Here is a 19,132-nt window from a genome sequence, read left to right on the forward strand (position 1 = left end):
ATAAGCGCAGCCTGGCCCACTGGCTGACGGCTTGGCGCCGCTCAGGGCTGCTTGGCCGGCAATTGCTCGTACAGCGCGGTAATCGTGTTCATGGTTTCCAGGATGCGCTCGCTGGTGGTGGCCACATCGCGCCGGCCGGCCTCGTCGCTGCCTGCAGCTAGGGCCGCATCGAAGAACCACCATTGCTGGCGCGCCAGTTCTAGCTCGCGCTGGATGCGTGGGGTACTCAATGGCGCGCTTTCCAGGCGAGCAAGGCCCGCCAGAAATTCACTGCGTGCCTGACTCAACGCACGCTCCTCGGCCACGCCAGCCATGCCCCAGGCGCGGAACAGGTACAGCTTGGCCAGGCGCTGGCTGAGCATGCGCTGGCGGCCAGCCAGGTTGACCAGCTCGGCCTGTGGCGTGCCCGCCTGTTCTTGCCAGGCCACGGTGGCGGCATGGGCCACGCTCAAGAGCTCGTCCGACAACTGCAGCACCTGGCGACCATGTTCTGGCGTGGCCGGCTGGGCCAGGGTTTCGCGGTAGCGCAGCCATAGCCCATCCAGGCGGCCGTAATGGGCTTTGATCGCCGCGCTGGGTGCATGCGCCTGCAGGGTGCGCAGCTGCGTTTCAAAGGTGCGCACCGAGGCTGCCAGGATGCCCTGCGCCTGTGGGGTCTCGACCTTGAGCGCCAGCTGGGCGAAGGCCTTGGCCATGCGCTGGCTGAGCATGCGCTGACGGCCGGCCTGGTTGATCGCATCGGCATCGGAAATCGCGCCCTGTGCAGGCAGGGCCAAGAGCGTGGACAGAACAAGGGTGAGCAGGGCACGCATGGCGTCCTCCTTCTTGAATGGGATAGTGGCGGGAAAGGGCAGGCTGGGCCGGCCTGCCCTGGTGGCCTAGGCTGCCTGACGCATCTCGCGCCGGTACAGGAACTCCAGCACCGCCGTGCGCGCGGCGTGGTAGGCCGGGTCGCCGGCCAGCGCCAGGCGATCGCGTGGGCGTGGCAGGTCCACGGCCAGGATTTCGCCTATGGTGGCGGCCGGCCCATTGGTCATCATCACGATGCGGTCGCTCAGCAGTACGGCCTCGTCCACATCATGGGTCACCATCAGCGTGGTGGTGCGTGTCTGCGCAACGATCTTGATCAGCTCATCCTGCAGATGGGCGCGGGTCAACGCGTCGAGCGCACCGAACGGCTCATCGAGCAGCAGCACCTTCGGTTGCATGGCCAGCGCGCGCGCAATGCCCACACGTTGCTTCATGCCGCCGGAAATCTCGTGCGGATGCTTATGCTCGGCATGCGTAAGACCAACTAGGGCCATTGCCTCATGGGTGCGCTGCTTGAGCTTGGCGCGACCTTCCTTGGCGCCGAATACCCGCTCCACGGCCAAGTAGACATTCTCGAAGCAGCTGAGCCAGGGTAAGAGCGAATGGTTCTGGAACACCACGCCACGATCGGGGCCCGGGCCGGCGATCTGGCGGTTATTGCATAGCAGCACGCCCCCGGTGGGCTCCAGTAAACCGGCCACTAGGTTCAGTACCGTGGATTTGCCACAGCCCGAATGGCCAATCAGGGAAACGAATTCGCCCTCGGCCATATCGAGGTTCACATTACGCAAGGCCACGAAACGCCCTTGCTTGGTATCGAAGGCCATGCCCACGTCTTGCAGCTGTACGAACTTATCCATGCTTTGCTCCTTGATCGACGCAGGCGCAGCGCAGTTGGCGCGCCAGGCGTCGGTTGAAGAAGGGGTAGGGGGCGCCGCCTGAAGCTTCCCGGCTGCCATGACAGCACCCCCGCCCTATTGCCTGCTCTGTTGAACGCGGTGCAGTGCAAGCCCGCTGAGTGGCCGAGGCGCGGCCCGGCCCGGCGCGGCGCGGCGCGAAGCCGCAGCAGGCACGCACTGCTGACCTCACACCTGCTCAGTACTCGAAGCGCCTGGCCAGCAGCACCAGTGCCTGTTCGAGCAGCAGGCCGACAATGCCGACCACGAAGATGGCGATCAGGATGTGTTCCACGTTCAGGTTGTTCCACTCGTCCCAGACCCAGAAACCGAGGCCTATGCCACCGGTCAGCATCTCGGCCGCCACGATGACTAGCCAGGCCACGCCGATGGCGAGGCGGATGCCGGTGATCATGTGCGGCAGCACGGCCGGGAACAGGATCTTGGTGAACACCTTGGACTCGGGCAGGTTCAGCACGCGCGCCACATTCAGATAGTCCTTGGGCACTTGCGAGACGCCGGCGGCGGTGTTGAGGATCATCGGCCAGATGCTGGAAATGAAGATCACCCAGATCGAGGCCGGTCCTGCCGCCTTGAACACCATCAGGCCAATGGGCAACCAGGCCAGTGGCGATACCGGGCGCAACAGGCTGATGATGGGCGCGGCCATCTTGCCGATAAAGGCAAAGCGGCCAATGACGAAACCGGCCGGAATGCCAAGCAGGGCGGCCATGCCGAAACCGAGGCCCACCCGCTCGAGCGAATGCAGGATGTTCCAGCCTATGCCCTGGTCGTTCGGACCCTTGTCATAGAAGGGGTCGGCAAACAGCTCCACGGCCGCCGCCCAGGTCTTGGCCGGGCCGGGCAGGCCGTCGCTATATAGCGATACCGCCTGCCAGAGCAGGATGAATAGGGCGAGGCCGAGCAGGGGCGGAACGGCTTCGAAGGCGAACCAGCGCAATGTGCGGTTCAGCCGGCTGGGCCCGGCCGGCAGCGCGCCAGCCTGCTGCAGGGCGGGCTTGGCGCGGGCCGGCTTGAAGCGATCAGCATGCGGTGCCGGCGCGGCCTCGGCCGGCGGCGTGGTGGGCGATAGCGGTAGGGCTTGCATAGGGTTCTCCTGGCTGCAACACGGGGCAGAAATCGGCGCCGGGTGACCGCCTGCCTAGGCGGCCCCCACGCTCGTTTTTCGCTGGGTGAGGCGGACTGCGTTCAGATGCGGGATTGGCGCGGACTGCTCAGGCGCGGATCTTGAAGCCGGCCGCATAGGCCGCCGGGTTCTTGCCGTCCCAGACCGTGCCGTCCAGCAGCGTGGTCTTGCGCAGCGGGTCCTTGGGCACGGCCACACCTAGCGCGCGCGCGGCATCGCTATAGAGGTCGATGCGGTTGACCGCCTTGGCCACGGCCAGATAGTCGGGGTCGGCCTTCAATAGGCCCCAACGCTTGTGCTGGGTCAGGAACCACATGCCGTCCGACAGATAGGGGAAGGTCACCTTGCCGTCGTTGAAGAACTTCATGTAGTTGGGGTCTTGCCAGTTGCGGCCATTACCGCTCACATACTTGCCTTCCAGCCGCTGGTCGATGATGTCCACCGGGCAGTTCACATAGCTCTTGTCGGCGATCGTCTCGGCCACCTTCTGGCGGTTGGCCATCACATCGATCCAGCGTGAGGCATCCAGTACGGCCATCACCAGCGCGCGCGCGGTGTTCGGGTACTTGGCGCTGAATTCGGCCGTGGTGCCCAGTACCTTCTCTGGGTGATCGGTCCAGATCTCCTGCGTGGTGGCGGCGGTGAAGCCGATATTGTCGGCCACTGCGCGGTTATTCCACGGTTCACCCACGCAATAGCCGTCCATATTGCCCACGCGCATATTGGCCACCATCTGCGGCGGCGGCACCACGATGGTCTTCACATCCTTGAGCGGGTCAATGCCCTGGCTGGCCAGCCAGTAGTACAGCCACATCGCATGGGTGCCGGTCGGGAAGGTCTGCGCAAACGTGTATTCGCGCGGCTCGGCCTTCACCAGCTTGGCCAGGCTCGCCCCATCCTTGACGCCCTTGTCCTTTAGCTGATTGGACAGGGTGATCGCCTGGCCATTGTGGTTGAGCGTCATCAGGATATTCATATCCTTCTTCGGCCCGCCCACGCCCAGCTGCACGCCATAGATCAGCCCGTACAGCACATGGGCGGCATGCAGCTCGCCATTGACCAGCTTGTCGCGCACGCCGGCCCAGCTGGCTTCCTTGCTGGGAATGATCTTGATGCCGTACTTCTTGTCGAAGCCGAGCACGGCCGCCATCACGATGGAGGCGCAGTCGGTGAGCGGGATGAAGCCGACCTTGACCTCGGTCAGCTCGGGGGCGCCATTGCCGCTATTGGCGGCGGCGCGTACGCCGGGCGGCAGCATGCCCAATAGCGAGGCGCCACTGGCAAGGCTCAGGGTCTTCATGAAATCGCGCCGGCTGTGCGAGGCGGGCGTCGGGTCGAGCGGGGAGGTGTGTGGCTGTTTCATTGCGTTTCCTGGCGGTGAGAACAAGCAATAAAAAACGGCGCACTTCGCAGGGTGGCAAAACCATGCAAAGGACGCCGTTGTCCGTGGGCCGGCCGCATCGCTGCGCCGCCCGGCACGCGCACCTGGGTTCCGGTGCAAGTGCCTGATTCAACTCATCTACGAGTTAATTCGCCACCCCGGCTCGCCGTTGAGCGGGGCTACGCCTGTTGCATTGCAGCAAGCGTGCCAGCATTGCGGCTTGACAATATATTTTTATTAAATTATTGAAAATAAAAGAAATTTTTTGAATTGAAAAAGTTATCCACAATTTTTCGAGTTGAAAGAGGCTAGCGTCTTGCACCATCAAGGCACGCGTAGATGGCGCCATGCCTCGTGTTGGCGCTGTGTGCTGTCTTGGGTGCGCCGCAATATGTAAGGAAATTCTTACATTAGCCTGTATGAATGTGGAATAAGTCCATGTGAAACAGTGACTTATTTACATGGCATTACTTATGCATGTGCTCGTAGTGCTTGAATCGAGCCAACCGAGGTCACTGCCATGCTTACCTTACGCCGCCTACCGTCCCTGCTCTGCCTGGCCGGCCTGCTCCATGCCCAAGCCGCCCCGCTGTCGCTGGATATTCCCAACTACCTGACTTATGGGAATGTGAATTCCTATTCCATGCCCATCCTGGCCGGCATTTACGCCGAGGCCAATCCCTTGGTGCCCAAGAACAAGAATCCGTATGTGGTGGCTTCCACCCCCGGGGAGATCAAGGACAAGCTGGTCATCTACACCGGTGCAAACGGGGTGGATGTGACCACCAATGCGGCAGGCTTTGACGATGCCTACTTGACCCCGAATGGTTCCAGCCCCGAGTACGCGAGCATGAATGGTGCGGTCAATGTGACGGCACCGACCCCGAAGGGCGGTATCGCCAACGCAACCGGCAATACCTGGGATGCGAATCTGCTCAGCCTGAAGGGCTTTCTGGGTGGTGGCAGCGCGGCCTTTATGTTCAATAACAATGACACCAACCAGGACCAGAGCCTGGCGGTGTGGGCCAAGCTGTGGCTGACCGATGGCAATAATCAGGTCTATCAGAACCGCTATCTGTACGCGAGCAATGAGGGTGCCGTGTACGAGAACGGTGGCACCTTCCAGGGCGATGCCAGCCTGTACGACCCCGGCAATGTCGAACCGGGCGTCGATTACCTGACGCGCGAGACCGACTATATCCGCTCGGGCGGCGAGGTCTGTCTGAGCGCTGCCTGGGTGCCGCAGGCCTGCGACGGCAGCGAAGCGCACAAGATCAACCACAATCTGGGTGCCGACCATGTTGCCTATGCCGGCGTGTTCCCGGTGCTGGATGGCTGGCTGAACGATCTGTTCCAGAACGAGACCGACGATGTGCTCGACGACTACACGCTGCACTTCGACTTCCGTCTGGGCTGCGCGGCCGGCTGGAATAATCCGAATAACCCGACCCGCATCGACGATTGCAAAGATGTGCGCATCGACAATGGTTACGAGCAACTCTTCCTGGTGGCGGTCAATCAGCCGCCCGGTGAGGAAGTCCCCGAGCCGGGCACGCTGGTGCTGCTGGGCATAGGCCTGCTCAGCCTCGCGCTCAGTCGCCGTCCGCTATGGCATGCAGTACGTGTGCGTGGTGGGCGATATGGTCGGCCATGAAGCTGCTGATGAAGTAATAGCCATGGTCGTAGCCGGCGTGGCGGCGCAGCGTCAGCGGCTGCTGCGCCAGCGCGCAGGCCGCTTCAAAGCGCTCGGGTAACAGCTGCTGAGCCAGGAATGGGTCGTTCAGGCCCTGGTCGATCAAGATGCCGTCCGGGAAAGGGCAGTGCGCCTTGCGCATCAGCGCGCTCGCGTCATGGGCAAGCCAGTCGGCGAGGTCTGTCCCCAGATAGCCGGCGAAGGCCTTCTCGCCCCATGGGCATTCGCTGGCTGCGGCGATAGGCGCAAACGCCGAGAGCGAGCGGAAGCGCCCTGGATGACGCAGGGCGAGCGTCAAAGCGCCATGCCCACCCATTGAGTGACCGAAGATGCCCAGCCGGCTGGACAGGATGGGCAGCTCGGTACAGACACGGTCGAGCAATTCCTGCATCAGCCAGCTTTCCATCCGGTAGTGGCTGGACCATGGCGCTGCCGTGGCATCCAGATAGAAGCCCGCCCCCACACCAAAATCCCAGCTCTCGCTGTCGCCGGGCAGATTGGCGCCGCGTGGACTGGTATCAGGCGCGATCAGCGCGAGGCCATGCTCGGCTGCGTAACGCTGCGCACCGGCCTTGATCATGAAGGTCTCTTCGGTGCAGGTGAGCCCGGCCAGATACAGCAGTCCCGGCACCGGCCCTTGCTGGGCCTGCGGCGGCAGATAGACCGAGAAACGCATGTCCAGGCCGATCTCACGCGCGGCATGCTGGTAGAAGCGCTGCACGCCGCCGAAGCAGGCGTGTTCGCTGCGCAGTTCGAATGTTTCGCTCATCGGCTTTCCTGTTGTATTGCGTCGATGCGGGCGGCATGCGCCACCCGCCCTGAGCAGGTCTAGTAAATCACCACCGAACGAATCGACTCGCCGGCCTTCATCAGGTCGAAGCCCTCATTGATGCGCTCCAGCGGCAGGCGGTGGGTGATCAGGTCGTCGATATTCAGCTTGCCCTCCATATACCAGTCGACAATCTTCGGCACATCGGTGCGGCCACGCGCGCCGCCGAAGGCGCTGCCTTCCCATTTGCGTCCGGTCACCAGCTGGAAGGGGCGAGTGCTGATCTCGGCGCCGGCTTCGGCCACGCCAATGATGATGGAGCGGCCCCAGCCCTTGTGCGTGCATTCCAGCGCGTCGCGCATCACCTTGGTATTGCCGATGCATTCGAAGCTGTAATCGGCGCCGCCGTCGGTCAGCTGCACCACCGCGTCGACCACATTCGGCACGTCCTTCGGGTTGATGAAGTGGGTCATGCCGAACTGGCGTGCCATCGCCTCGCGCTTGGGGTTGATGTCCACGCCGATGATCTTGTCCGCACCGACCATCTTGGCAGCCTGGATCACATTCAGGCCGATGCCGCCAAGGCCGAACACCACCACATTCGCGCCGGCTTCCACCTTGGCGCTGAACAGCACCGCACCCACGCCAGTGGTCACGCCGCAGCCGATATAGCAGACCTTGTCGAAGGGGGCGTCCGGGCGGATCTTGGCCAGGGCGATCTCGGGCACCACGATATGGTTGGCGAAGGTGGAGGTGCCCATATAGTGGAAGATGGGCTCACCGTTCAGGCTGAAGCGCGAGCTGCCGTCCGGCATCAGGCCCTTGCCCTGCGTGCTGCGGATGGCCTGGCAGAGATTGGTCTTGCGCGACAGGCAGAATTTGCATTGGCGGCATTCCGGCGTGTAGAGCGGAATCACATGGTCGCCCGGCTTGAGCGAGCTGACTCCGGCGCCCACTTCCAGCACCACGCCTGCGCCTTCGTGGCCAAGAATGGCCGGGAAGATACCTTCCGGATCGGCGCCAGACAGCGTGTAGTAATCGGTATGGCAGATGCCGGTGGCCTTGATCTCGACCAGCACTTCGCCGGCGCGCGGTCCGGCCAGATCGACTTCTTCAATGCTCAGGGGCTGGCCGGCTTGCCAGGCGATGGCGGCTTTGGTCTTCATGCGGGTAACTCCAGACGGAAAGGCGGGTTAGAGAGACGGCCGCAGCGTCGGTTCGCGCTGCGGCTACCAGACAAGGGTAGTCAGCCGGGGCGCGATTGTCCGCCTAGTCGCTGCCCACCGGTAGGCGGGTTTGCCGAAGCAGGGTGAAGCGGCCGCCCGGCAGGCAGTCCCATTGCTCGACCAGACAGCCCTGGTCATCGGCTGCCGCGCCACAGCGGATCAGATTGACCGAATTGGGCGCGCCGGCTCGTACACGGCGCGACAGGCCGGTGCCGGCCTGTGCTACCCAGCTGCCACCGGGCAGCGCGCGCACATAGGGCAGGTGGATATGCCCGCCCAGGAAGAGCTGGGCGCCGGCCGCGGTCCAGCTGGCCAGCGCCTCGGCATGCCCGCGCAGCAGATTGCGCCGGTCGCGCGCGGCAATCACATGCAAAGGCTGGTGGGTGACCACCACGCAGAGCTGGCCGCGGCGCGCCTGCTGCAGGCGCTGCGCAACCGCCGCGATCTGCTCGGCCGATACCTCGCCATGCTTGTGGCGCCAGGGCCGGGTGGTGTTCACCCCGATCAGCAGCAGGTCATCGCGCTCCAGCACCGGCTCGAGTTCCGGCCCGAAGGCACCCAGATAGTTCGCATACGGCCAGCACAGGCGCGCCAGCGGGTTGAATAGCGGGATGTCGTGGTTGCCGGGCAGGGCCAGGCAGTGCGGAATGTTCAGGCTATCGACCAGTGCGCGCGCCGCGGCGAACTGCGCGCGGCGCGCACGCTGGGTGATATCGCCGCTCAGCAGCAGCACATCGGGGCGCTGGCTGGCCACCAGCGCGTGCAGCGCCTCGATCAGGGCCGGCTGCTCGGTGCCGAAATGCGGGTCGGACAGCTGCAGCAGCACGCTCATGCCGGCGTCTCCATCGTGGCCGGACAGAGCAGCAGCAACGGCTGGGGCGCCACGGCAAACACCAGCGGCGAACTCATCCAGCCCACCTCACCATCGGTTGCCACCTTGATGCGCCGCCGTCCATAAGGCAGGCGCGGACGTACGCTGATGCGCTGGAAGGTGAAGTGCAGCACCTTGTCCGCGGTATGCAGCTGCCCAATGGCGCCACGCAGCAGCAGGAGCAGTACGGTGAACAGACCGGTTCGGCGCAGCGCCAGCGCGGCTAGCGCCCCCTGTTCCACCTGCTGCGCACTGGGCAGGCCAAGCTGGGCCAGCTGCAGCGCGTTATTGCCCACGAACAGCATGCTGGTGCGCAGCTTGCTGCGCTGGCCGTCGTGCTCGAGCACGATGCGTAGTCGTCCACGCGCACGCCACAGCGTGACCAGACCAGCCCAGAGCGCCACCAGGCGGCTGCGTCCGTACTGGGCCTTATAGGCTTCGCGGTCTTCCAGCAGGGTGGGGTAGAGGCCCAGGCTGGCATTGACCAGAAAAATCCGTTCATTGAGCAGCCCCACTTGCACGGGCTGAATGCGCGCACTGAGCAAGGCCTCGGTGGCGGCTTTAATGTCCTCCGGCATGCCATGGGCGCGCGCGAAGTAGTTGAAGGTGCCCAAGGGTAAGACGCCAAACGGCAGACTATGCGGCAGCACGGCCTGCGCCACGGTATTGAGCGTGCCATCGCCGCCGGCCGCAATCACCGCACCGCCCTCGGCCAGTGCCTGCTGCACGGCCAGCGCAGCCTGCTGCGGTAGTGCACTACCGCTGTCGGCCAGGAAGAACTGGTAGGCGCGCCCGTGGGCATCGAGCACCGCACGTATGGCGGCGCGGCTGGCCTCGGCCTGGCTATGGCCGGCGCCGGCATTCATCACGATCAGCAAACGGCCTGTGGTCATCGCGTGGTCCTGCATGGGGGAAAGGGTCTGAGGGCCTGGCGCGCATGAAGTTCGCCGCCTCAGTCTAGGGCGGCTGGCGCGGCTTGTCTTGGCGCCGAACCTTCCCCTTGCCGGATCGCGCTAGCGTGTCACTGGCTGGGCGAGCGCCGCAGTAATCGCCGCGAAGCTGGGCCGTAGCTGCGGCTCGGGCTGCTGGCAGGCCCCGGCCAGCGCGTCTAGGGCGATGAGTTCGTCTGCCTCGTGGCAGTGCGCGAGTAGCTCGGCCAGCAGGCAGCCGAAGGCGCTCGCCTCCAGGCGCTGCATCGCCAGGGCCTGCTCCGGTGGCAGCGCGGCCAGCGGGCTGGCGGCGCCGAAGTCGCTGAGCAATGCCTCGCCATCGCCGCGCCAGAGCAGATTGTGCGCATACAGATCGCCATGGCTGAGCCCGCGCGCATGCAGCTGCTGCATGGCGGCGGCCACGCCTTGGGCGATGCGGCGCAGCTGCGCGGCACTCAGGCTCAGCTCGGCCGGGTAGCAGTCGCGGCTGCAGCTGGCCAGGCTGGGTGGGCCGGCCAGATTGCGGAAGTCGGACGGGATCAGCGCCATTAGCAGGCCATGGCGACCATCCGGGTGGCCGTGCAGCTCGCCCAGCACCTCGGGCAGATTGGCCTGACGACCGGCCTGCAGACAGGCGGCCAGCTCGCTCTGCGGCAGGCCATCACTGGTCAGCGCGCCCTTGAATAGCTTGAGGGCGACCGTGCGGTTCGTGCCATCTGGCTGGCGCCAATCGGCGCGGAAGATCTGGCCGGACGCGCCTTCGCCCAGCTGCTCGTGCAACTGCAGCGCCGCCCAGGGCACGCTGGGCTGGCTGCTGAGCAGATCGGGGCAGCAAGGGTTGCCGGCAATCGCCAGCCAGCGCAGCTGCGGCAGGGTGAAGAGCCAGTCGGGTAGGGCGTTGAACTGGTTGGCGGCGATGCGCAGCAATTCCAGGCGCTGGCACTGCGCGAGCTCGGCCGGCAGGCTGCGCAGCGCATTGCCGGCCAGCATCAGCTTTTGCAGGTCACGGCATTGGCCGATCTCGGCTGGCAGCGCTGCCAGGCGGTTATCGGTCAGGATCAGCCAGCGCAGGCTGGGCGCCAGTGCGCCGGGGGCAATGTGGTGGATGCGGTTGGCCTTCAGGCCAAGCATCGTGAGATTCGGGCAGCGTCCGAGCACAGCGGGCAGCTGTTCGAACTGGTTATCGGACAGGAACAGGATGCGCAGCTTGTGCAGCTGCGGCAGCGTGTCGGGCAGGTGGCTGAGCTGGTTACCGCTCAGATTCAGGACTTCCAGCGTATCGGCCAGCTGGAAGATCTCGGGCGGGAATTCGCGCAGGCCTTCGGCCAGATCGAGGCGACGCAGGCCGGCCAGCTGGCCGGCGCGTAATTGGGCCAGGGTATGCATAGTGGGGTGGGGCAGCGGAACAGGCCGCCATTGTAAGCGTGCTGGCGGCAGGCAAAGCGGCTGCGCTGTGCCATAAATCAGGCATCCGCATCCGCTTTCATCGTCATGCCCCATTCCGTCAAGCATCTGCTCCCGCAACGCTATCTGCGCCTGGGCCTTTTGCTGGCCATGTGCTTGCTAGTGTTCACTGCCCTCGCACCCATTATGTCGGCCAACTGGGTGGAGGAAGCCAATCTGCAGCAGCAGGAGACGCGCGAGCGCCTGGATGATCTGCAGCAGCTGCTCTCGGGCCTGAAGGATGCCGAAACCGGCACGCGCGGCTTTCTAATTACCGGCCGGCAGGAATATCTACAGCCCTACTACCAGGGCAATGAGCATGCGCTGCTGCTCTTGCGCCAGCTCAGGCAGGACTTTCGCGCCGAGGCCGAGACAAGCCTGCGCCTGCAGGCGATTAGCAAGCAGATCGATCTGCTGCACCAGTATCAGTCGCGCGCGGTGGAAATGCGCCGTCAGGTGAATGGTGGGGTCGATGCGCCGCAGGATATCTCGCCCGGCAAGCTAGGCATGGACAGGCTGCGTGTCAGCGTGGCCGAGCTGAGCAGCCAGCTCCAGGCCCAGCAGGCCGTGCAGTACAACGAATATCAGAACCGCCGCCGCCTGGTGAACTTGGTGGTGGTACTGGTGGCCGTGATGGATGCACTGTTGTTTGGTCTGCTGCTCTGGCAGATGCTGCGCAGCATGCGTGAACGCCTGCGTGCCAGCATGGCCTTGCGCGAAGTGAGCGAGCGCATGCAGGCTGGTGCGCTCGATTTGGAAGAGCGCAATCGCCAGATGGCGCTGCTGTCGCGCATGTCCAGTGCGCTGCAGGTCTGCCTCGATACGGCCGAGTTCTTCGAGGTGGCGGGCAAGTATGCGCAACAGCTGTTCGGCCAGCATGCGGGCGCGCTGTATGCGTACCACCCCTCGCGCGATCTGCTCGAGCGCATGACGGCCTGGGGCGTGCTGCGCAGCGAGACCGGCCTGTTCGAACCCCATCAGTGCTGGGCGATACGGCGCGGCCAGCCGCACCAGGTCAATGATCTGCGCCAGGAACCGGTCTGCCAGCACCTCGGCAATGCACAACCCGAAGCCTATCTATGCCTGCCCTTGATGGCCGGCGGTGAGCCGGTTGGGGTGCTCTATCTGGAAGCTAGTGCGGACTTGGGCGAGCACAGCTTCCCCAGCGCCTTGCGCCAGGTGGCTAATACCCTGACCGAGCAGGTGGCGTTGGCACTGACCAATATGAATCTGCGCGAAAACCTGCGCCGCCAGTCCATCATCGATGCGCTGACCGGTCTGTATAACCGGCGCTTTCTGGACGAAACACTGGCGCGCGAGCTGATTCGTGCCAATCGGCAGGGCAGCACGCTGAGCCTGGTGATGCTGGATGTCGATCACTTCAAGCGCTTCAACGACAATCATGGTCACGAGGCGGGCGACCAGGTGCTGCGCCATATCGCCCAGCTACTGCGCAAATCGCTGCGTGGCAGCGATCTGGCCTGCCGCTTTGGCGGTGAGGAGCTGACCCTGATCATGCCCGAGACCAGTCTTGAGGATGCGCGTGCCAAGTGCGAAGCACTACGTGAGCAGATTGCCGAGCTGACCGTGCGGGTTGGGGGCGCGGTGCTGCCCGCGGTGACGGTATCGATGGGCCTGGCTGCCTTTCCCCTGCACGGCGAGCAGGCCGAAACCCTGATCCAGCAGGCCGATGCGGCGCTATACCGTGCCAAGCATGCGGGGCGTAACCGGGTGGAGCTGGCGCAGGGCTAGCGATGGAGTTGGGCAGCAAAAAGCCGCTCAGCGGCGGCTAGTGTCGGGTTTGGTTGCTGCGCCGGTAGCTAGTCGGCCACCTGCCGCTTGAGCGCGGCGCGCTGTGCCGCGTAGTCGAGCCGATGTTGCTTGCGCAGCTCGGCCTCCTGCCAGCGCCGCCGCGCTTCCTCATTGTGCGGCTGCAAGCTGGGCACCGGCAGCGGCTTGCCGTCCTCGCCCACCGCCACCATGGTAAAGAAACAGCTATTGGTGTGCCGCACGCTGCCCTGGCGTACATGCTCGGCCACCACCTTGATGCCGATCTCCATCGAGCTGCGCCCGGTGTAATTGACGCTGGCGAGGAAGGTGACCAGCTCGCCGACATGGATGGGCTGGGCAAAGGTCACCTGGTCGACCGACAGGGTGACCACATAGCTGCCGGCGTAGCGGCTGGCACAGGCATAGGCGACCTGGTCGAGCAATTTGAGGATGGCGCCGCCGTGCACATTGCCGGAGAAATTGGCCATGTCCGGGGTCATCAGCACGGTCATGCTCAGCTCGTGCGCGAGGGGTTTGGCTTGGCTCATGGGCGTTGTTGCAGCTGACCGATGAATGCGTCGATACCGCTGCGCAGATTGTCCAGCGAGGGCAGATTGATCAGGAAGGCGAGAAAGCCCTCGATGCGGCGATGCTCGAGGGTGAACTGGATATGCAGGAAGAGCACCGGGTCCTCGGGATGATGGCTGCGCTGGGCCAACACATCCACGCTGCGCCCGCTGCTCAGATTCGGAATATCGAAGTGGAATTCCTCGCCCATGATGTCGGCCAGCGCAGACAGACAGGCATTGAGCAGCAGATTGCCGATCTCGACCAGCGCATCGCTGGCCAGCTCGTCCATATTCACCGGCTGCTTGAGGCCGGCTAGCATCAGCCGCACCACCTCCATGCCGTCGTCGTCGGGGAACATCAGCAGCGCATCACCTTCGAAGCTGCCCTTGAAGCTTTGCGAGATCGCATCGACACGCTGCCATTCGCCCATGCCCATCTTTTCCGACAGGGCATCGATCGAGCAAAAGCGCATGGCTGGCACCGAGAGCGTGACTTCTTCGCCCACCAGGCCGCTCATCGCGGCTGCCGCGCGGCCCACGCTGATATTGAAGACCTCGCACAGCGCATCGTGCTGCAGGGGGCTCAGATAGTGCTTCATGTGCCCTCCACCAGCTCCAGCAGCCGAGCGATCGTGCTTTCGGTAATCGGCTTTTGCAGGAACTGCATGCCCAGCGATTCGGCGCGCTGGCGCACGCTGCTTTGCACATTCGCGCTCAGCACCACCACCTGGGCCTTGGGGCGCAGGCGCAAAATCTGCTCGCCGGCCGCCAGGCCCGACATGCCGGGCATGTTCACATCCAGGGTGACCAGCTCGATCGCCTCCTTCTGCACCAGGGCAATCGCATCCTCGCCGCAGGACGCTTCGAAGAACTGCCAGTCGGGACGGCTTTCTTCCAGATAGGCACGCGCCAGCATGCGCGATACGCGGCTGTCATCCACGATCAAGACCTGTTTACTCACACGCAGTCCTTTTCTTGTCCACGGCTAGGCTGTCCTGCTCTGGCAGTCTGTTCACCTATCCAGCTGGCCCTGTGCCAGCACGAGGGCGGCAGCCTGGCCGCCCCCGCTGCCATGATAGTCCAAGCCGGCCGCCGTGCAGTGACTGGCCGCTGGCTTTTCTTGGCCGATTCGGCATCTTTTCCGCCCGGAAGGCACTAAAAAGGAAGCTGGTTCTCCATGGGTTTTCTATTGTGCCTAAGCTGCTCACCGCTCTCTTGCTGGCAGTTGGCCTGCCTGCCCAGGCGCAGGGCACGCTTTCGGTCTGTTACGACGACTGGGCGCCCTATGTCACCTACAACAGCCGCAGCGGGCATAGTGGGTTGAGCTTTGACCTGCTCAACGAGATCTTCGGCGTGATGCATTACAAGCTGCGTTTCCAATCAGCCACCCAGGAGCGCTGTCTGGCTGCCGCGCTTGCCGGCAAGGTCGACATCATGCTGTTTGCCGATGCGGAAATGCTGCCCAAATGGCAGCTGAGCCGCGTGCCAATGGAATTCTGGCTGCTGGCGGCCTGGGTGCCCAAGGACGCTCCGCCCAGCCGCTTCGCATCGCTCGCGCAGTTCCACGGCCAGCGCGTCGGCTGGGTGCGCGACTATATCTACCCGGAGCCGGTGCAGCAGTTCAACGGCTGGCAGAAGGTACCGATTGGCGATGCGATAGATGGCCTGCGCCAGCTGTCGGCCCGGCGCGTGGATGTGATGTTCGAGGATGTGTTCTGGACCGAACGTATGCGCCGTCAGCACAAGCTGCAGATCCGCATGCTGACGCCCCTGGTGGCGGCTCAGCCGCAATTCCTGGCGCTACGCCCTGGCTTGGCCAAATTGGCCGAAGTGCTCGACAGCGAGCTCAATGCGCGCATCCGCAGCGGCGAGATGGACCTGCGCTACCGGGCGGTGCTTGGGGTCAGCTATGACGCCGTGCGGCGCGGTGACTATGCGCGCGCTCTGGTCGCCGAGACCGTGACACCCTGAGCGCGTGCAGGTCCCACCCAATTCCCTATCCATCGTGCTTCGCGGCTCGGGCAGCTGCGCTGCGCCTCCCCCGTAACAGTCCATCCACGTGTCTTGCAGGAGTGCCTCATGTCCACCCACCGTCAGGAAAGCGATTCCATGGGCAGCATCGCGGTCGAGGCAAGCGCCTATTGGGGCGCGCAGACCGAGCGTTCGATCCATCATTTCCCGATCGGGGTGGCGCGCTTTCGCTGGCAGCGCCCGCTGATCCACGCGCTCGGCGTGCTAAAGCGCGCGGCAGCCAGCGCGAATGCCGAGTTGGGTGAGCTGGACGCGCCGTTGGCTGCGCTGATCATCCATGCTGCCGACGAGGTGATTGCCGGCCAGCTTGATGCGCATTTTCCGCTGGTGGTGTTTCAGACCGGCTCGGGCACCCAGTCGAATATGAATGCGAATGAGGTGATCGCCAACCGTGCGATTGAACTCGCTGGCGGCGTAATGGGCAGCAAGGTGCCGGTGCACCCTAACGACCATGTCAACCGCGGCCAGTCCTCGAACGACACCTTCCCCACCGCCATGCATATCGCCGTGGTGATGGAGCTACAGCAGCGCCTGTTCCCGGCTCTTATGCAGCTGCGTGACACGCTGGCGGGCAAGGCCACCGAGTACGCTGCTGTGGTCAAGACCGGGCGCACCCATCTGCAGGATGCCACGCCGATCACCCTGGGCCAGGAGATCGGCGCCTGGGTCTCGCAACTGGAATTTGGCCTGCAGACGATCCGTGCCACGCTGCCCGGCTTATACGATTTGGCGATTGGTGGCACCGCCGTCGGCACTGGCCTCAATGCCCATCCGCAGTTTGGCGAGCGCGCCGCTGCCTATATCGCAGCGCTGACCGGCCAGCCCTTTCGCAGCGCCGACGACAAATTCTTTGCGCTGGCCGCGCACGATGGGCTGGTCAATACCTCGGCCGCCCTGCGTACCTTGGCTGGCGGACTGCTCAAGCTGGCCAACGATGTGCGCTGGCTGGCCAGTGGGCCGCGTTGTGGCATCGGCGAGCTGCGCATTCCCGAGAACGAGCCGGGCTCGTCCATCATGCCGGGCAAGGTCAACCCGACCCAGTGCGAGGCGCTGAGCATGGTGTGTGTGCAGGTGTTCGGCAACGATGCCGCAGTGGCGTTTGCCGGCAGCCAGGGCAATTTCCAGCTCAATGTCTACAAGCCGATCATGCTGCACAATGTGCTGGAAAGCATCGCTCTGTTGGCTGATGCCTGCCTCGCCTTCGACCAATTCTGCGCGCGCGGCATTGCGCCTGAGCTTGCGCGCATTGCTGAGCATCTGGACCGGAATCTGATGCTGGTCACCGCGCTGAACCGCCATATCGGTTACGACCGCGCGGCCGAAATCGCCAAGAAGGCCCACCAGGAGGGCAGCACGCTGAAGGCCGCTGCACTGGCCCTCGGTTATGTGAGCGAGGCGCAGTTCGCGGCCTGGATGGTGCCTTTGGAGATGACCCACCCGAGCGCCGACTAGGTGGGCAGGCGTAAAAAAGCCGCCTCTTGGGGCGGCTTTTTCTTTGCCGATGCTTACTCGCTCTCGGCCCGGTAGTCGTCGAAGTTCTCGATGTAATCGTCGAAATTCTCTTCCAGCATGGCGCCGAACTGCTTCATGAAGAAGGCCATGCTCTTGATCTTGGCGGCCTGCATGGCCTTGGCCGATTCGAACTCCTGCGAGCTGAGCCAGGCCGTATAGCGCGCGAACGCATACATGAAGGAAGCGCTCACATCGGCGAGCTCCGCATGTTCAAACTGGCTATTGGCGAGCTCGATATAGGCATCGGCGCGGTCGTAGAACTTGTCGTCGTTTTCCTGCGTCATCGCGCTATTCCTTATGGGATGGATGGGGAGGGCGGCCAGTGGGCGCGAGTATAACCGGCCGCAAGGGCGCTAAACACAACGGCCACCCGCAGGTGGCCGTGCTTGCTGCAAGCCTGCGCTGCGTTTACACGCCGGCGTCGTGTGCCTGCTGATCGGCGTGGTAGCTCGAACGCACCATGGCGCCCACGGCCGCGTGCTTGAAGCCCATCTTATAGGCCTCGGCCTCGAAGAACTTGAACTGCTCGGGCGTCACATAGCGCAGCACCGGCAGGTGCGAGCTGGACGGCGCCAGGTACTGGCCGATGGTGATCATGTCGATATCGTGCGCGCGCATATCGCGCATCACTTCGAGGATCTCCTCATCGGTTTCACCCAGGCCAACCATGATGCCGGACTTGGTGGCCACATTCGGGTTACGCGCCTTGTAGTCCTTCAAGAGCTTGAGCGAATGCAGGTAATCGGAACCGGGGCGAGCCTGCTTGTAGAGGCGCGGAGCGGTTTCCAGATTGTGGTTCATCACATCGGGCGGCGTGGCGCTGAGGATGTCGATGGCGATATCGAGGCGGCCGCGGAAATCGGGCACCAATACTTCAATCTGGGTCGCAGGCGATAGCTCGCGGCTCAGGCGGATGCAATCGGCAAAATGGCCGGCGCCACCATCGCGCAGATCATCGCGGTCCACCGAGGTGATCACCACATACTTGAGGCGCAGCGCCGCAATCGTCTCGGCCAAATGCTTGGGCTCGTTCTCGTCAAGCGGATTCGGGCGGCCATGGCCGACATCGCAGAACGGGCAACGGCGCGTGCAGATATCGCCCATGATCATGAAGGTGGCCGTACCCTTGCCGAAGCACTCGCCAATATTCGGGCAGCTGGCTTCCTCGCACACCGTATGCAGCTTCTGCTCGCGCAGGATGTTCTTGATCTCGTAGAAGCGGCTGCCGCTTGGTGCCTTGACGCGGATCCAGTCCGGCTTTTCCAGCGGCTTGTCGAGCGGGACGATCTTGATCGGGATACGGGCAGTCTTGGCCTCGCCCTTCAGTTTGACGCCTTGTTCGGCTTTGACGGGCGGGGTGGTGACGACGGGCGAGGACATGCTTGGGTTCTTTCGTTTGTGCAACCAGCTCAGACGGTGGCCGGCTTGGTGGCGAGCGCATAGTCGGCCACCGAGGCGGACCCTTCCTGCGCGAGCAAGGCGTTGATTTTAGCGGCCAATTGCGGCGCGAGCGAGGCCGGCGTGCTGTCCACGCCCAAATCCTTGAGCTGGGTCACCGCCAGGCCCGCATAGCCGCAGGGGTTGATATAGCTGAACGGGGTCAGGTCCATGGCCACATTCAGCGCCAGGCCATGGTAGCTCTTGCCATTGCGGATGCGCAGGCCCAGCGAGGCAATCTTGGCCTCCACGCCCGCGGTGTTCACATACACACCCGGTGCATCGACCTTGCCATAGGCAGTGATACCGAGATCAGCCAAGAGATCAATCAGGCTCTGTTCGATGCGGCGCACGAACTCGCGCACCCCGAGTTTGCGCCGGCTCAGGTCCACCATCAGATAGCCGACCAGCTGGCCGGGGCCGTGATAGGTAACCTGGCCGCCGCGATCGATCGGCACGATGGGGATGTCGGTGACTTGCAGCACATGCTCGGGCTTGCCGGCCTGGCCCTGGGTGAACACTGGTGGGTGCTCCAGGAGCCACAGCTCATCGGGCGTGTCGGCACCGCGCGCATCGGTCAGCGCCTGCATCGCGCGCCAGGTGGGTTCGTACTCGACCAAGCCGAGTTGTTTGACGACGAGTTCCACG

At 64.0% G+C, this 19,132-nt stretch carries 19 protein-coding genes; 4 read left to right on the forward strand and 15 right to left on the reverse strand.

All coding sequences use genetic code 11. The annotated features are described in order from the left end of the window. Nucleotides 1-41 precede the first annotated feature (41 nt). From BT173_RS10130 to BT173_RS10145, 4 genes are all read right to left on the reverse strand, one after another. Nucleotides 42-812, reverse strand: coding sequence for a type IV pili methyl-accepting chemotaxis transducer N-terminal domain-containing protein (locus BT173_RS10130; RefSeq protein ID WP_072428529.1), 771 nt, complete (start codon nucleotides 810-812; stop codon nucleotides 42-44). 66 nt (nucleotides 813-878) lie between these two features. Next, nucleotides 879-1,670 carry an ABC transporter ATP-binding protein gene (locus BT173_RS10135; RefSeq protein WP_072428530.1) on the reverse strand — a complete coding sequence of 264 codons (792 nt, stop codon included), beginning with the start codon at nucleotides 1,668-1,670 and terminating at the stop codon, nucleotides 879-881. Nucleotides 1,671-1,905: 235 nt separating this feature from the next. Beyond that, nucleotides 1,906-2,814, reverse strand: a complete 909-nt coding sequence (ntrB, locus tag BT173_RS10140) for a nitrate ABC transporter permease (RefSeq protein ID WP_084658406.1) — start codon at nucleotides 2,812-2,814, stop codon at nucleotides 1,906-1,908. A gap of 127 nt (nucleotides 2,815-2,941) precedes the next feature. Continuing rightward, entirely contained in the window at nucleotides 2,942-4,216 is a 1,275-nt protein-coding gene (locus tag BT173_RS10145; RefSeq protein WP_072428531.1) for a CmpA/NrtA family ABC transporter substrate-binding protein, read from the reverse strand. 538 nt (nucleotides 4,217-4,754) lie between these two features. On the opposite strand from BT173_RS10145, the gene BT173_RS10150 reads away from it, so the two are divergent. Then, nucleotides 4,755-5,888: a PEP-CTERM sorting domain-containing protein gene (locus BT173_RS10150; protein WP_072428532.1), complete on the forward strand. Its 1,134-nt coding sequence runs from the start codon at nucleotides 4,755-4,757 to the stop codon at nucleotides 5,886-5,888. On the opposite strand, the gene fghA is transcribed toward BT173_RS10150, so the two are convergent. The 5 genes from fghA to BT173_RS10175 all read right to left on the reverse strand — a co-directional run bounded on the left by fghA (nucleotide 5,827) and on the right by BT173_RS10175 (nucleotide 11,108). Then, a complete protein-coding gene (fghA, locus tag BT173_RS10155) occupies nucleotides 5,827-6,696 on the reverse strand; it encodes an S-formylglutathione hydrolase (protein WP_072428533.1) in 870 nt (289 codons plus the stop codon). The two genes, BT173_RS10150 and fghA, sit on opposite strands and share 62 nt — an antisense overlap. A 59-nt stretch (nucleotides 6,697-6,755) precedes the next feature. Continuing rightward, the gene (locus tag BT173_RS10160; protein ID WP_072428534.1) at nucleotides 6,756-7,862 is read right to left on the reverse strand and encodes an S-(hydroxymethyl)glutathione dehydrogenase/class III alcohol dehydrogenase; all 1,107 of its coding nucleotides are present in this window, start codon (nucleotides 7,860-7,862) and stop codon (nucleotides 6,756-6,758) included. Between the two features lie 103 nt (nucleotides 7,863-7,965). After that, nucleotides 7,966-8,754, reverse strand: coding sequence for a metallophosphoesterase family protein (locus BT173_RS10165; RefSeq protein WP_072428535.1), 789 nt, complete (start codon nucleotides 8,752-8,754; stop codon nucleotides 7,966-7,968). Then, nucleotides 8,751-9,686 carry a diacylglycerol/lipid kinase family protein gene (locus BT173_RS10170; protein ID WP_084658408.1) on the reverse strand — a complete coding sequence of 312 codons (936 nt, stop codon included), beginning with the start codon at nucleotides 9,684-9,686 and terminating at the stop codon, nucleotides 8,751-8,753. Before BT173_RS10170 ends, BT173_RS10165 begins: the two co-directional genes overlap by 4 nt. A gap of 120 nt (nucleotides 9,687-9,806) precedes the next feature. After that, nucleotides 9,807-11,108 (reverse strand): leucine-rich repeat-containing protein kinase family protein, encoded by a 1,302-nt coding sequence (locus BT173_RS10175; RefSeq protein WP_072428537.1) that lies wholly within the window; start codon nucleotides 11,106-11,108, stop codon nucleotides 9,807-9,809. Between the two features lie 105 nt (nucleotides 11,109-11,213). Here BT173_RS10175 and BT173_RS10180 point away from each other — a divergent pair, with 105 nt between their 5' ends. Further along, complete coding sequence (locus BT173_RS10180; protein ID WP_072428538.1) at nucleotides 11,214-12,917, forward strand: diguanylate cyclase; 1,704 nt, start codon at nucleotides 11,214-11,216, stop codon at nucleotides 12,915-12,917. Between the two features lie 68 nt (nucleotides 12,918-12,985). On the opposite strand, the gene BT173_RS10185 is transcribed toward BT173_RS10180, so the two are convergent. From BT173_RS10185 to BT173_RS10195, 3 genes are read right to left on the reverse strand one after another with little or no spacing between them, the layout of a single operon-like run. Then, nucleotides 12,986-13,483 (reverse strand): acyl-CoA thioesterase, encoded by a 498-nt coding sequence (locus tag BT173_RS10185; RefSeq protein WP_072428539.1) that lies wholly within the window; start codon nucleotides 13,481-13,483, stop codon nucleotides 12,986-12,988. Continuing rightward, nucleotides 13,480-14,103 carry a chemotaxis protein CheX gene (locus tag BT173_RS10190; RefSeq protein WP_072428540.1) on the reverse strand — a complete coding sequence of 208 codons (624 nt, stop codon included), beginning with the start codon at nucleotides 14,101-14,103 and terminating at the stop codon, nucleotides 13,480-13,482. The genes BT173_RS10185 and BT173_RS10190 overlap by 4 nt, the downstream gene beginning before the upstream one ends. Next, a complete protein-coding gene (locus BT173_RS10195; RefSeq protein WP_072428541.1) occupies nucleotides 14,100-14,465 on the reverse strand; it encodes a response regulator transcription factor in 366 nt (121 codons plus the stop codon). Before BT173_RS10195 ends, BT173_RS10190 begins: the two co-directional genes overlap by 4 nt. Nucleotides 14,466-14,695: 230 nt before the next feature. On the opposite strand from BT173_RS10195, the gene BT173_RS10200 reads away from it, so the two are divergent. Together BT173_RS10200 and fumC are read left to right on the forward strand one after the other, a co-directional pair. Next, a complete protein-coding gene (locus BT173_RS10200) occupies nucleotides 14,696-15,475 on the forward strand; it encodes a substrate-binding periplasmic protein (RefSeq protein WP_072428542.1) in 780 nt (259 codons plus the stop codon). 108 nt (nucleotides 15,476-15,583) lie between these two features. Next, nucleotides 15,584-16,987, forward strand: coding sequence for a class II fumarate hydratase (fumC, locus tag BT173_RS10205; protein WP_072428543.1), 1,404 nt, complete (start codon nucleotides 15,584-15,586; stop codon nucleotides 16,985-16,987). A gap of 53 nt (nucleotides 16,988-17,040) precedes the next feature. Here the strand turns inward: fumC and BT173_RS10210 are convergent, their stop codons facing one another. The 3 genes from BT173_RS10210 to lipB form a co-directional block, all read right to left on the reverse strand. Then, nucleotides 17,041-17,331: a DUF3144 domain-containing protein gene (locus tag BT173_RS10210; protein ID WP_072428544.1), complete on the reverse strand. Its 291-nt coding sequence runs from the start codon at nucleotides 17,329-17,331 to the stop codon at nucleotides 17,041-17,043. A 124-nt stretch (nucleotides 17,332-17,455) separates the two neighbouring features. After that, a complete protein-coding gene (lipA, locus tag BT173_RS10215) occupies nucleotides 17,456-18,427 on the reverse strand; it encodes a lipoyl synthase (protein ID WP_072428545.1) in 972 nt (323 codons plus the stop codon). A 29-nt stretch (nucleotides 18,428-18,456) separates the two neighbouring features. Continuing rightward, the gene (gene lipB / locus BT173_RS10220) at nucleotides 18,457-19,131 is read right to left on the reverse strand and encodes a lipoyl(octanoyl) transferase LipB (RefSeq protein WP_072428546.1); all 675 of its coding nucleotides are present in this window, start codon (nucleotides 19,129-19,131) and stop codon (nucleotides 18,457-18,459) included. Nucleotide 19,132: the final 1 nt, after the last annotated feature.

The organism is Chitinimonas taiwanensis DSM 18899 (genome assembly GCF_900119825.1).
Taxonomy (GTDB): Bacteria; Pseudomonadota; Gammaproteobacteria; order Burkholderiales; family Chitinimonadaceae; genus Chitinimonas; species Chitinimonas taiwanensis.